Here is a 12,529-nt window from a genome sequence, read left to right on the forward strand (position 1 = left end):
CGGGGCATACAATCGTCACATATTGGCAACCTATGGGCTATCCGGTTCACTGATTTCGCAATTGGATGATTATGAGAGCGGTAATACGGTTAAGGAAGCTTGTTGAATTCAAATTAGGCTTGGAGGGTATCGATATGAGTGAAATGAACGCACCATTTACAGGCGGGCCTACCTTGAACGATGGAGTAACGATGCCGTGGCTGGGTCTTGGCGTATGGCAGACCAAGGATGGCGAAGAGGTTATCCGTGCGGTGAAGTCTGCGGTGGAGACGGGGTATCGCAGTATTGATACAGCTGCCGGCTATAACAATGAAGAGGGTGTGGGGCAGGCGATCCGTGAATGCGGAGTTCCCCGGGAAGAGCTGTTTATTACCACCAAGGTCCGCAACCCGGATCAGGGGTATGAATCGACATTGAAGGCTTTTGAAGTCAGCCGCAAGAAGCTGGGTCTGGAGCAGGTAGATTTGTACTTGATTCACTGGCCGGTGGCCGGCAAATATAAAGAAACCTGGAAAGCGCTGATCCATCTGCAAAAGGAAGGGCTGGTCAAATCCATCGGGGTGAGCAACTTCCAGCCGCATCATCTGGAGGATATCATCGAGGACAGCGGCGTGGTGCCAGTGGTAGACCAGGTGGAATTCCATCCGCTGCTGACCCAGCGTGAATTGCTGAAATATGCGCGGAAGCATGATATCCAGCTGGAAGCCTGGAGTCCGCTCATGCAGGGTAATCTGGATCTGCCGCTGCTGAAGGAACTGGCGGAGCGGTACGGCAAGACGGTAGCGCAGATTGTCTTGCGCTGGGATCTGCAGCAGGGCGTCATCACCATTCCGAAGTCGGTCCATCAGGAGCGGATTATCGAGAACGCCGGCTTCTTCGACTTCACACTCAGCGATGAGGATGTTAAGGCCATTGAGGACCTGAATCAGAATCACCGCTTCGGCCCGGACCCGGATAATTTCAATTTCTAGAGTTAAGATAGATTGATGAATCTATTGCTATACAAAAGGTGCCCTCCAGAATGTGTGCTTTACATTCTGGGCGGGCACCCTTTTTGAAATATAGAATTTATATGTTTCACTCTATAAATTATCCCTCTATTTCCCGCTGAAACGGTACCGTCCTTTAAAAGGACGGCAAAGCCGTTTCTACTTGATTTGAACTCAGCCGATCGACACATTGTATGTCTTCAGCCACAGGTTGACCTGGGCCAGATAAGCGAATAATTGCGGGCCGGACATCAGCTGGCCGAACCATGGCAGATTGGTCGAGGACTCTGGCGATGCGGCGATTTCTCTGATTTTGGCATGATCAATGAGCGGGAGGATGGGGGAAGAAGGATCGTCCAGAATGCTCAGCACCTGTGAGCGCACCTTGTTCAGATAGGCGGGGTTATGCGTTTTGGGGTACGGACTTTTTTTGCGGTAGAGCACATCGTCCGGCAGTACGCCCTCCAGCGCCTTACGCAGGATGCCTTTCTCCCGGTTGCCTACCATTTTAATCTCCCATGGAATGTTAAAAACATATTGCACCAGCCGGTGGTCACAATACGGAACGCGTACCTCAAGTCCCACGCCCATGCTCATCCGGTCCTTGCGGTCCAGCAGGGTCGGCATGAAGCGGGTAATGTTGAGATAGGACATCACACGCATCTGCGACTGTTTGCCGGTCTCACCGTCAAGCCTCGGCACCTCGGCCACCGCGTCGCTGTAACGGTCACCTAAATATTCCAGCGGACGTATCCACTCCCGGATTTCCGGCGATAATAATCCGGCACGCATGTTGGGGGCCACCGACCAGGGGAAGGTACCGGAAGATAACATCTCCTCGCGGTGGAACCAGGGATAGCCGCCGAATATTTCGTCGGCTGCTTCGCCTGAGATGGCTACTGTGGCCTTCTTTTTGATCTCCTGGCAGAACAAATAGAGTGAGGAATCCACGTCGGTCATCCCCGGCAAATCACGGGAGTACAGGGCATTATCGAGTGCGGCTACCAGCTCCGGTGTGTCAAAAGCGATAAAGTGATGATTCGTCTCCAGCTCGTCGACCATCCGCTGAATCCAGGGACCGTCGGCTCCGGGCTGGAAGGTATGGCTTTTGAAATGCTTATCGTTGTCTACATAATCGACCGAGAAGGTATCGACCCGGCCCTGGCCGGTCCGTTTGTAATAATCTACGGCAAGCGCGGTCAGGGCGCTGGAATCGAGTCCGCCGGAGAGCAGCGAGCAGACCGGGACATCGGAGACCAGCTGGCGCTCCAGCGTATCCTGAAGCAATTCACGCACCCGTGCTGCCGTCTCATCCACGTTATCGGTATGCCGGACACTCTCCAGCTTCCAGTAAGCATAGCTGCGGATTCCGCTGCGGCTGTAAATCATGGCATGACCGGGGCGAAGCTCGAATATATCTTTATATACCCCTTGTCCCGGAGTCCGTGCCGGACCGATAATGAAAATCTCAGCCAGACCCTCCGGACCGACCTTCGGCTGGACGAGGGGATGCTGCAGCAGCGCCTTGGGCTCGGACCCGAAGACGAAAACGTCATCGACTTGGCTATAGAACAGCGGCTTCACGCCCAGGCGGTCGCGGGCCAGGAATACCTGATCGCGCAAGCTGTCCCACACGGCAAAGGCAAAGATGCCATTGAGCTTCTCCGTGCAATCCGGCCCCCATTCGATGTAGGCATGCAGCAGAACCTCGGTATCGCATTCCGTGAGAAAATGATGCCCGCGCTGCTTCAGCTCTTTTTTCAGCTCAGGGGCATTATATAGCTCGCCGTTATATACTATTGCGTACAACTTATCTTCATGGCGGGCAATCATCGGCTGTGCACCGTTCTCAGGATCGATGACGCTGAGTCGGCGGTGACCGAAGGCAATAGGTCCTGAAATCCAGGTTCCGGCTGCATCCGGTCCGCGGTTGGCTAACGTTTCGGTCATTCTGACGAGCAGTTGCGAGTGCCCTGTAAGATCACCGCGCCACTGGACAAATCCGGTTATTCCGCACATGTCTGATTCATCCTCTCTTTTGTGCGATTGTTGTCTGTCCTTTCTTTTTTGCCAAGTAATACAGATATATGCCGATTGAAGGGATAAAATGTATGTCCTTATCCGAACACTAGGGGAGAGGGAAATTTGCCAGGAGGGATGATGACAAGTGTATTACATTAAAGACGCCAAAATCCGCAGAATGACTGATTACGACGGTGCGCCTTGCGCAGAGGTTGGCGTATTGCCCGGAGCTGTGGGCGATTCCGCGCTGCTGGTGTATATTGTTGAGGATCAGCGCGAGGAGGGCTATGAAATTGTCCGGATTCTGACGAATGATGCGGATACGGCCACCGACTGGTTCGACAATAATCTGCATGATGCCTTCCAGGACGTTACGGTCAGCGGCTTCACCGGCAGCACCGTGATGACCCCGGAGGATGAACGCTCCAAGTTCCAGCGCGAACTGCTCATCTTCGGCGATCTGAAGCGGCAGCTGGGCGAGCATTTCCGGCAGGTTCCCTGAGCTCACATCTTCCGCAGGTCATATCCAGGCTTGACTATAGAGCAGGAGGCTTTCCGTGACGGCGGTTACGGGAAGCTTCTTAACTGGAAGAGTTTGGTCTTGCTAATTCTGGTGAATCAGGTATAATAAATAACGTTGCGTTAATACATAACTCTTCAAAAGATTCAAATGATACAACGTTATCCTACATGTCCCGGTAGCTCAGTTGGATAGAGCATGCGCCTTCTAAGCGCACGGTCGGGGGTTCGAATCCCTTCCGGGACGTCAAAACAGCAGCCTTCCTTCGGGAGGGCTGTTTTGATTTCCGGAGGATGAGAACCCTTGGCGTCAGCCGGGGACGTTGGAGCATAAGCTTCGATAGGACTACTTCGCAATCAGCCCGAAAGGGCTGTATCCCTTCCGGGACGTCAAAACAGCAGCCTTCCTTCGGGAGGGCTGTTTTGATGTCCGGAGGATGAGAACCCTTGGCGTCAGCCGGGGACGTTGGAGCATAAGCTTCGATAGCATTACTTCGCAATCAGCCCGAATGGGCTGTATCCCTTCCGGGACGTCAAAACAGCAGCCTTCCTTCGGGAAGGCTGTTTTGATTTCCGGGGGATGAGAACCCTAGGCGCCAGCCGGGGGCGTTGGAGCATCGCTTCGATACATATGGGTGACCTAGCACGAACCTCGCGGACTGTAGATCCGTTATTTCGGCGGATTCAGGCCTGTTGGCAGGCTGGGCGGACTGAGAATCCGTTAAGTAACCCATCACTCCTCATTTTGAGCTCGACCGAACCAATTAGCGTCCTCTGAGTCCGCAGCGCGGAGAAAATCAGGCTTTTTCGGAGAATAAGATCCTCTATGTCCGCATAGCACACTATTGTCTACATCCGCTCCGGCTTAGGCAGACCGAGTACGTCGAGCGCTTCGCCCAGCGTATAGGTGAAGCTGCGGGTTAGCCACAGGCGGAAGGTGATGCTGGCTTCCCCGCCTTTGAGAATCGGACAAGCCGAGTAGAAGTTACTGAACAACGAGGCCAGGGAATAAGCATAGTTACAAATCGTATTCGGCGTAAGCTCCCGGCTTGCTGTATAGAGTGTGTCTTGCCACAAGCTGAGCTGTCTCAGCAAGGCAAGCTCAGCCGCTTCGAGCTGCGCCGGGAACAGCGGCACCCCGCCAGCACCGAACTTGCCCACGCCCGACCCGCCAACGTCAGACTCACTATCGCCAGCCCCGCCAGCGCCGAACTCACCCACGCCAACCGCGCCCACGCCAGACTCGCTAACGCCAACCGCACCCACGCCAGACTTGCTAACGCCAGCCGCGCCCACGCCAGACTCGCTAACGCCAACCGCGCCCACGCCAGACTTGCTAACGCCAGCCGCGCCCACGCCAGACTCGCTAACGCCAGCCGCACCCACGCCAGACTCACTATCGCCAGCCGCGCCCACGCCGGACCCGCTAGCGCCAGCCGCGTTCACGCTGCTCACATCACCCGCCGCCGCGGCCTTACTAAGCACGCGCTGCGCCCGGGCGTAGGCGTACATCAGGTAGACGCCGGTGTTGCCGGAGATTTCCATCGCCTGCTTGAAGTCGAACACAATCTCGGTGCCCAGATTGAAGCGCAGCAGGTAGTAACGGATGGCAGCGGTGGCGATGAGCCGGCTGGACAGGCCGTTTTTGTCCGAACGGGTGGATTCAATCATGTCTTCCATGAGCCGGACCAGCTCGGTCACCTTAATGCCGATTCCCTGACGCCCGGACATGGCGTAGGAGCTTTTGCCGCTGGAGGTATCAATGCCCAGACCGGCCGCAGAAGCGGGACTCAGCGAGACCACCCCATAGCTGACATGATGAAGCGCGTCTGCCTGCGCACCGAATCCCAGTGCCTTGAGCGCCTGCTTGACCATCAGCTGCGGATATTCCTGCCGGTAATCGATGACGTTCACGACCTGGTCCGCCCGTCCAAAAGGCAGAGCCTGTCCCCTCAAGCCGGTCGTCCACAGCCCGCTCTGAAATTCGCTGTAGCTGAAATCCTTCTCCAGCAGTCCGAACTTCCACAGATGATAGGCGATATCCTTGGCGGTATAGGTCAAAATTCCGTTCGAGCGCACCAGCACCTTATCCTTCTGATGCTCCTCCTGTGTGTCCGGTGCGTCGTCTTCAGCGGGTTGCTTCAAAATCCAGCAGCCTGCCAGCTTGCCTTCGGTCTCCTGCACGAAGATCTCCGTCTGCGACAGCAGCTCAAACGCCGAGGCCCAGAAGCCCTCCTTCAAAATACTGCTCTCCCACACCAGCAGATCGTAGTCAATGCCGAACCCCCGCATCTCCTCCACATGCTCTTTCACGATCTGCCCGGCGACGAGGTTGCCAATCCAGGCAGTATTACCATGGCCTTCCTCCAGCGCATGAAGGATCTCGGTCCGCTTCTGCACCATCTCCGGCTGCTGCGCGTACGTTTTGTTAATCTCGGCATAGATGTCCCAGCAGTAATCTCCGAACCTTACATGCTCTCCCGCCAGCGGAACATTCAGCAGACCGGCTACGGTATCTGCCAGCTGATTGCCAAGATCATCGACATAGTTGTGCACCTCAACGGTATGGCCGGTCGCCCGCAGTACTCTCACCAGCGCGTCCCCGATACAGGAGTTTCTCAAGTGGCCGATGTGAAGACTTTTATTCGGATTGACGGAAGTATGCTCGACGATCACCTTCGACCCGCCAGCATGCTGAGGAAGCGTGAAATTCCCCTTCGCCCGTGCCCAGGCCTGCCAATCCAGATACATATTAATGAACCCCGGACCGGCAACCTCCGTTCTCAGCACCAGTCCGTGAACAGAGCCCGATGCTTCGAGCTCGGCGACGATTAGCCCGGCGATAACCAGTGGAGCTTTGCGCAAGGGGCGGGCCAGCTGCATGGCGATATTGCTGGAATAATCCCCGTGGTCAGCACTCGCTGGCTGCTCCAGGGCAACATTTACTTCTGCAATGGCGGGCACGCCCAGGGTTAACGCGATTGTATGAACAGACTGCTTCAGACTTTCTTGGATAAGCTCACTTAACATTGGCATGAATAACAACCTCCTGAATAAAATAACGACAAAAAAGCCTTCATCTCCTAAGAGACGAGGCTTGTGCGCTCGCGGTACCACTCTCGTTGCTAAAGCCTTACGGCTCAGCCACCTTACAGGTTAACGGTCCTCGGCCGGGGCTTCCTACTACAAGGTTCAGAAGTCCATCTCACGGGTGCGCTTCATGGTTCTAATCTGTACCGGCTTTCACTTTCCCGGCTCGCTGGGGACTAGATATAAGACCATTACTCTCCCGGTCATCGATTGAATATGGATTTGTATCAGTATAGCGAATTTCTGGGAGAAAGCAAGAGCGGATTACCGTGCAGCAGAAGCCCAACCGTTAAGAATCACACGTCACTAGGCGCCCCTGTCAGGTTCTTGATGTCCGTTGAACCATAAATCAGCAGCATAATTACAATGACCAGCAGGAGCCCGCCGGCAAATCCTTCTCCGTCAAAACTGTCCATCGCCCCGTCCCTCACTTTCACTTCCGGATGTGTTCAGGTGTTTTCGGCTTTCTTTTTCAAAGCGGTCATGATCTCGTTCAGCGTCAGGCTGCTGTTGTCATCGAGGAAGCTGACCAGCTTATCGACATTGTCACTACTTAGCTCGCTTAAGGTTTTATATTTGCCTACCAGACTGACGAACAGCGACGCGTCCGTGTACATCTGGATAGAGTCTACTTTCAGCTTGCCGGTCAATAGAAGTGCAGCTACGGCGAATTCAAGCCCTTTAGGAGTCTGGGTTTTGGAGCTGGACGGTGTTTTTTTGGCGGCGGGCTTCTTTCCTTTTCCTGGAGGGGGCATGGGAGTCCCTTCTTCCGTTCGGCGTTCGTATGCGTAAAAGCGCAGCGCATGGGCGGTCTTTCCTTATTCAAGGATATGCGTGCCTGCAGTCATTGGTGAATAGGCTCAGGCCTGTGTCCACACCGTTACAGGAAAGTCCGAATATGAATATATCGTACTTTGACACTAGAACTTCAAGGGAGGACGAGACAGGATGGCGATTTTGTCAACAGGACCGATAGAGAACAATGCCGTTTCGGGAGTCAGACCTACGCAGACGGTGACGGTAAGAATTGTCAAGCGGAGTGCCCCAGGGAGCGCCTCTATTAGTATTCAGGGATACGTGCTGGGTGCTACCAGAACGCTGTATGTCAGTGAGGTAATTGATGTTGCTCCAAATCAGGTGGTAACCCGGAATTTTTTTGCCGATCTGAATGCCTATGAATTTGTGTTCATCACTGGAGAAGTAGACGAAGATGAGATTGGAATATCCGTGTGGGGCAAGACATCAACCGGCCAGCTGGTGAATGCACACCGTGTAGTGACGCATGAGAAATTAAGTTCAGACGTATAGAGTGGCAGGGTAATAAATTGGACTTCCCGGATGTAAAATGAAACAGGGACCTTAGAGTGCTACTCGCTCAGAAGGTCCCTGTTTTGAATTGGGGTTATACCAAATCGCAAACCTCGGCGGGCATCCAGTGCCCTCCCTTAGAATATACCGGACTTGCCGGATGCTTCCCAACCAGGTTCCGCTTCAGGACCTTGTCCCGTCTTCAACGCACGCAGTTTCCTGGTAAATGTATTCTGTGCAATAGAAACTGCACTTTTGGGCGCAAAAAACCATTCTACTGCATTTCATACATTTGATTTTTGAATTTCTGCTTCAAAACAGCAGATACGTAAGAATTTAGTGTACAAAGTGCAGCAGATCCGATTTCTCAGCCAATATGGCCTTATTCTAGTGTACAAAGTACAGCAGAACAGCAGAACAGCAGAACAGCAGAAAATCTCCCAGGCCTGGGGCTGGCATTATCGCAGATGCCTCAGATGGAGAGGATCTCGCGGATGTCCTGCTCGCTCAGGCTCGACAACGCCTCCTGCCCCGGCTGGATCACCTCGTCAATCAGGTTTTTCTTCTTCTGCTGCAGCTCGTACATCTTATCCTCCACGGTACCCTGGGCTACCAGGCGGATAACCTGAACGATTTTTTTCTGCCCGATCCGGTGGGCGCGGTCGGCGGCCTGCTGCTCGACAGCAGGATTCCACCACAGGTCGTAAAGAATGACCGTATCGGCACCGGTCAGGTTGAGGCCGGTGCCGCCAGCCTTCAGCGAGATCAGGAACAGCTCGCGCTCGCCTTCATTGAAACGGGCGCATAGCTCAACCCGCTGGGAGGCAGGAGTCTGTCCGTCCAGATAGAAATGAGGAATCCCAAGCAGCGCCAGCTCGCGCCCTATCATACCGAGCATCTGTGTGAACTGCGAGAAGATCAGCATCCGTTTGCCGGAGCTGCGGCACTCATCGATAATCTCCAGCAGCTGCTCGAATTTGCCGGAGCCTCCGGTATATCCGTCTACGAACAGGGCCGGATGGCAGCATAGCTGGCGCAGCCGGGTCAGTCCGGCCAGCACCTTGATCCGGCCATTACCGAAGCTGTCGCTGTCCAGATGCTTGAGCGCCTCTTTGCGCAGGCGGGCCAGATAGGCGACATAGAGCCGTTTCTGCTCCGGCAGCAGCTCAGAGGCCTGGAGGGACTCGATTTTGTCCGGCAGCTCCTTCAGCACATCGCTCTTCAGGCGGCGCAGCAGGAAGGGGCGGGCGCGCCTGGCGACCGTCTCCCGGGGAAGGTCATGGAAGGCCTTCTTCCCGGGGAACAAGCCGGGGAAGACGACGCTGAAGATCGACCACAGGTCCTCCAGCGCGTTCTCCACCGGTGTTCCGGTCAGCGCAAAGCGGTAGCGGGCCTGAAGCAGTCTGACCGCCTGCGAAGTCATAGTCTCATGATTCTTAATCATCTGCGCTTCATCCAGAATGAGCGTATGGAACGACCGCTTGGCATACTCATCTACATCTCTGCGCAGCAGCGGGTACGAGGTGATAATGACATCATGCCCGGCCGTGTTCCGCAGGGCCCGGCTGCGCTCACCGGCGTTGCCGTCGGCAATGACCGCCTGCAGCTCCGGCGCGAAGCGCTTCAGCTCGTTAAGCCAGTTATAGAGCAGGGAGGCCGGTGCCACAATAAGGGCAGGCACACCGCTCTGCCGGATGTCTTCCCGCATCGAGAGCAGGAAGGTGATGCTCTGCAGTGTTTTGCCAAGGCCCATATCGTCCGCCAGAATTCCGCCGAAGCGGTAATGGGCCAGCGTCCTCATCCACTGGAAGCCGTATTGCTGGTAGTCCCGCAGCACAGGAGCAAGACTCTCCGGCAGCGGGAAGTCCAGATTCTCGGGACTCGCCATATTGGCCAGCAGCCTCCGGAAGGAGCGGCCGGTCTCGATGGTCTGACCCTGGAAGGTGCCTGCATGGAGATGGAGAGCGCGGACCAGCGGCAGGGAGAACTCCGTACTCCGGATATCCACGCTGCGGACGCCGAGCTCGTTCATCAGCGCGATAATTTCCTGAAACTCTGCGGTGTCCAGCGGGAGCAGGGCTCCGTCCTTGAGCCGGTGATATTTCCGCTTTTCCTGGAGGGACTTAAGGACCTGGGTAATGTCCTTCTCCGTGATGCCCTCCATGGCGAACTTGAAGTCCAGCCAGTCAGTCTTCTCGTTCCAGCTCAGGCTGACCTTGGGCGCTGCATGCTCCGTAAGCACCCGATCCTTGACCGCAGTGGTCGCATAGACCTGAAGCAGCGGCTCCAGCAGCGGGATGGTATGATGCAGGAAGTCGAATTCCCCGTCCTCGTCACGCATGATATATCCGCTCTCCGTCCGCGAGAAGGACTCATGGGCCATCAGGTCCAGAATCCGCCGCTCGGCTTCTCCGTCCCGCATCAGAATGACCTCGCTGCTCCGCTCATGCGCCTTCTCTTCCAGCGGATTGATGACAATCCCGCCATACTGGAATTCAAGCCCGGCGAGCAGCCGGTCCCTTACCCGGTCCAGATAGAGTCTCGCGTGAAGCTGGGTCTGGACAATCCGGTCCGCAATGGTGTCGGCAATGCTCACCCTGCCCAGCTTCTTCAGCCCGGGAATGACGGTTTCCATGAAGGGCTCCATCTGCTCAGGCGCAATCGCCAGGCTATCCCGCCGGCTGCCGCTGAGCATCCGCTTCAGCTCGGAGAGCCGCCCGCATTCCTGCGCCGGAAGCTTCAGCAGCCTGCCCTCGGTCAAGACCATCCCGTAGCTCTCCAGAATCGTAAGCTGCTCAAGTCCCCGGACATCCAGCCGGTAGCCGTCCTCCTGTGCCTGGTCGAACTGGAAGCTGAGCGGCAGCAGCTCCTCCGAGAGGGACAAGCGTTCCATCAGAAGCTGTCCATGCTGAAGGCGAACGGCAGGCGCTGCTTCTAGCAGGGGATACAGACTTTCCCAGAAAAAAGGGGCAACCGGCAGCAGCCGGTCATTCCCGGTAGGGTTAGTGCGGGAACCATACGGGCTGGTGAGACTATTGTAGACCTTCTCATTGAGCATGATCTCAATCAGCTTCTGCAGGACCTCATTATCCTCCTTGGAGAAGCTGTGCAGGGCAGGATCATAGCTGAAATGCGCCGTGAATTCAAAAGGCTCACCCCGGTGCACCTGCTCCAAAAAAGGTCTGATCTTCTGCACGATATAAAGGCGCTTAGGACCAAGCTTCACTTCCATCCCAAGCATGGTACTGCCGTAGCTGAAGTTGAAGGGCCGGCAGATGAACTCGACCTGGAGCGGTGTCCGCAGATCGATGTACATGCCCGCACCGCTTGGCCGCTGCCGTCCTCCGGTGAATATCCCGAGCATGCTGCTCACCAGCTGCCGGTCTCCGCTGCGCTCCCTGGGCTCCGCCCCGGAGGGGCCGGAGCTGCCTTGTGCCAGCAGCAAACTGCCGTCCCTTGCGGGGTAAGCCTCCTCCGCATCTGCCTGCCTATCTTCAGCCTGTTCAACTCCGGCCGCCCGGCTGCGGTAGAGGACCGCCACCAGCGCAGCTGCAATATGCTTGCAGAAGGGTCCGCCGCGGTAGTAAGCCGGGCAGGTGCATTCCCCCTGCACATCCCCGTCACTGTCGATAATCAGCGCAATCTCATGGCTGTCCAGCCCATGAACCTCAGCGCGGTATTTGGAATATTCCTCTTCCTCATTATGCTCCGTGTAGACTAGGTCCACCTTATGGGCATGATAATAAGCCGTTCCCTGATCAAAAGCGGCATTGCCGCACAGCAGCTTGATTACCCGTTCCGGCACCTGATAACCCACCTATACTCACTTCCTTTTATTGCTTCTGTCTAAGCCGCCCCTTCGGGGAATACCGTACTTAAAGATTATTTGTTCCCGCCGATCCCGTGCAGAATGAAGCTTATAGTCTGTTCAATCTCAGCCTCATCATTCCAGTCCTGCTCCGGCATCAGCACCAGCCGCGTCAGCAGGTATCCGATAATCGCCGAGATCGTGAAGCGGATAATTGCAGGTGTGGGCGCATCAATCACTTCACCTTCCGCTTTGAAGTGCTCAGTAATTGCAGTGACGCGGGCCAGGACCTGCTCGAAGATATTCTCGGTCAGCTGCTCCTTCAGCGCAGGCTGAAAGGGGATCTCCTGAATGAGAATTTTGACGATTTTCAGATTCCTGCGGACGAACTCCAGCCGGTTCACCATGAAGGCCTTAAGGAAATCCTCATAGCTCCCGAACGGCACATCCAGCACACCGCTGAAGTTGCGCAGCACGAACGGGGCGATCATCCGGCTCATGGTGGGGACCATGATGGCGAGCAGCAGATCTTTTTTGGTCCGGTAATAACGGAAGATCGTGCCTTCGGCCACGCCCGCCTTCTGGGCGATCTCACTGGTGGCAGCCGCCGAGAAGCCCTTCTCTGCAAAAACATCTATCGCCGCCCGCAGAATGGACAGCTGCTTGGGTGTGACCTGCTCCTTCTCGCTGAGATCCAGCAACTCCTGAACCCACTGGTCTTGCTCCAGCTGCTCCTGATCGGCAGCAGGGTTATTCTCCATCAATAGAACCTCCAGACTCTTGCAGTTCCTCC

The 12,529-nt window shown here is 55.6% G+C and carries 8 protein-coding genes, 1 tRNA gene and 1 other annotated feature; of the genes, 4 read left to right on the forward strand and 5 right to left on the reverse strand.

Features of this window, described 5'->3' with window-relative positions; genetic code table 11:
* Positions 1 to 134 precede the first annotated feature (134 nt).
* Positions 135 to 971 carry an aldo/keto reductase gene (locus tag NST04_RS10490; protein ID WP_341184198.1) on the forward strand — a complete coding sequence of 279 codons (837 nt, stop codon included), beginning with the start codon at positions 135 to 137 and terminating at the stop codon, positions 969 to 971.
* Positions 972 to 1,163: 192 nt separating this feature from the next.
* On the opposite strand, the gene asnB is transcribed toward NST04_RS10490, so the two are convergent.
* Positions 1,164 to 3,008: an asparagine synthase (glutamine-hydrolyzing) gene (gene asnB, locus NST04_RS10495; protein WP_341184199.1), complete on the reverse strand. Its 1,845-nt coding sequence runs from the start codon at positions 3,006 to 3,008 to the stop codon at positions 1,164 to 1,166.
* Between the two features lie 148 nt (positions 3,009 to 3,156).
* Here asnB and NST04_RS10500 point away from each other — a divergent pair, with 148 nt between their 5' ends.
* A complete protein-coding gene (locus tag NST04_RS10500) occupies positions 3,157 to 3,513 on the forward strand; it encodes a hypothetical protein (protein ID WP_076083164.1) in 357 nt (118 codons plus the stop codon).
* Positions 3,514 to 3,703: 190 nt separating this feature from the next.
* Positions 3,704 to 3,777 (forward strand) — tRNA-Arg (locus tag NST04_RS10505).
* Positions 3,778 to 4,379: 602 nt separating this feature from the next.
* On the opposite strand, the gene argS is transcribed toward NST04_RS10505, so the two are convergent.
* Together argS and NST04_RS10515 are read right to left on the reverse strand one after the other, a co-directional pair.
* The gene (gene argS / locus NST04_RS10510; RefSeq protein ID WP_341185219.1) at positions 4,380 to 6,560 is read right to left on the reverse strand and encodes an arginine--tRNA ligase domain-containing protein; all 2,181 of its coding nucleotides are present in this window, start codon (positions 6,558 to 6,560) and stop codon (positions 4,380 to 4,382) included.
* Positions 6,561 to 6,613: 53 nt separating this feature from the next.
* Positions 6,614 to 6,836 (reverse strand) — a binding site (T-box leader).
* A 233-nt stretch (positions 6,837 to 7,069) separates the two neighbouring features.
* The gene (locus tag NST04_RS10515) at positions 7,070 to 7,375 is read right to left on the reverse strand and encodes a hypothetical protein (RefSeq protein ID WP_341184200.1); all 306 of its coding nucleotides are present in this window, start codon (positions 7,373 to 7,375) and stop codon (positions 7,070 to 7,072) included.
* A 193-nt stretch (positions 7,376 to 7,568) separates the two neighbouring features.
* Here NST04_RS10515 and NST04_RS10520 point away from each other — a divergent pair, with 193 nt between their 5' ends.
* Positions 7,569 to 7,928, forward strand: coding sequence for a hypothetical protein (locus tag NST04_RS10520; protein WP_341184201.1), 360 nt, complete (start codon positions 7,569 to 7,571; stop codon positions 7,926 to 7,928).
* A gap of 472 nt (positions 7,929 to 8,400) precedes the next feature.
* Here NST04_RS10520 and NST04_RS10525 read toward each other — a convergent pair whose 3' ends face one another.
* Complete coding sequence (locus tag NST04_RS10525; RefSeq protein ID WP_445667884.1) at positions 8,401 to 11,733, reverse strand: DEAD/DEAH box helicase; 3,333 nt, start codon at positions 11,731 to 11,733, stop codon at positions 8,401 to 8,403.
* Between the two features lie 77 nt (positions 11,734 to 11,810).
* The gene (locus NST04_RS10530; RefSeq protein WP_341184203.1) at positions 11,811 to 12,497 is read right to left on the reverse strand and encodes a TetR/AcrR family transcriptional regulator; all 687 of its coding nucleotides are present in this window, start codon (positions 12,495 to 12,497) and stop codon (positions 11,811 to 11,813) included.
* Positions 12,498 to 12,529 lie beyond the last annotated feature (32 nt).

This window comes from Paenibacillus sp. FSL H7-0756 (assembly GCF_038006765.1).
Classification (GTDB): Bacteria; Bacillota; Bacilli; order Paenibacillales; family Paenibacillaceae; genus Paenibacillus_AQ.